Below are 581 nucleotides of genomic sequence, written 5' to 3'. Positions count from 1 at the left end.
GGTGGTAGATCCCGGCGAGGACGTCCCGGTAGAGCCGCTCCAGCTCCCGGCCCCGGGAGTAGTGGGCGCCGCCCGAGGTGCGCATCGCGAGGTCGACTACCTGCCGGGCCGTCTCCGTGGCCCGGTGCTTGACCCCGGAGAACAGCAGGAACCAGCGGGGGCCGTGGTCGGGCTCGGCGGCCGAGCCGAGGGCGTCCACATCGGCCGTCAGCCGGTCCAGCTGCAGCTCCACCCCGTCGCGCAGCAGCGCTGCCTCGGCGATCTGCCGGCGGATGCCGGGGTCCTGGGCGTGGACCGTGCCCGTGGTCCGCGACGGGCGGGCCCGGGCGATCTCCGCCGCCAGCTCGACCGCCCGGTCCGCGATGCCGGTGTAGACCGCCGCCAGGAGCAGCTCGAAGCAGCCGAAGATGCCCCACACCACCGGGTCCGGGTTGGGTCCCGCCGGGGTGCGCGTGAGCACCTGCTCGGCCGGCAGCCGCACCGAGCGCAGGACCGTGCTGCGGGACTGGGAGGCCCGCATCCCCAGCGTGTCCCAGTCGTCGAGGATCTCGATGCCCTCGTCGTCGCGGGCCACGAGGCCG

1 protein-coding gene is annotated in these 581 nt (G+C 75.2%); it reads right to left on the bottom strand.

Annotated elements, in window-relative coordinates; genetic code table 11:
• Positions 1-581 (bottom strand): acyl-CoA dehydrogenase family protein (locus RCG67_RS17135; protein ID WP_368828007.1); only part of this gene is annotated, 581 nt, incomplete at both ends.

This window comes from Kocuria cellulosilytica (assembly GCF_040981245.1).
Classification (GTDB): Bacteria; Actinomycetota; Actinomycetes; order Actinomycetales; family Micrococcaceae; genus Kocuria; species Kocuria cellulosilytica.
The sequence above is the reverse complement of the archived record's forward strand: the minus strand, read 5'-3'. Positions and strand labels throughout refer to the sequence as shown.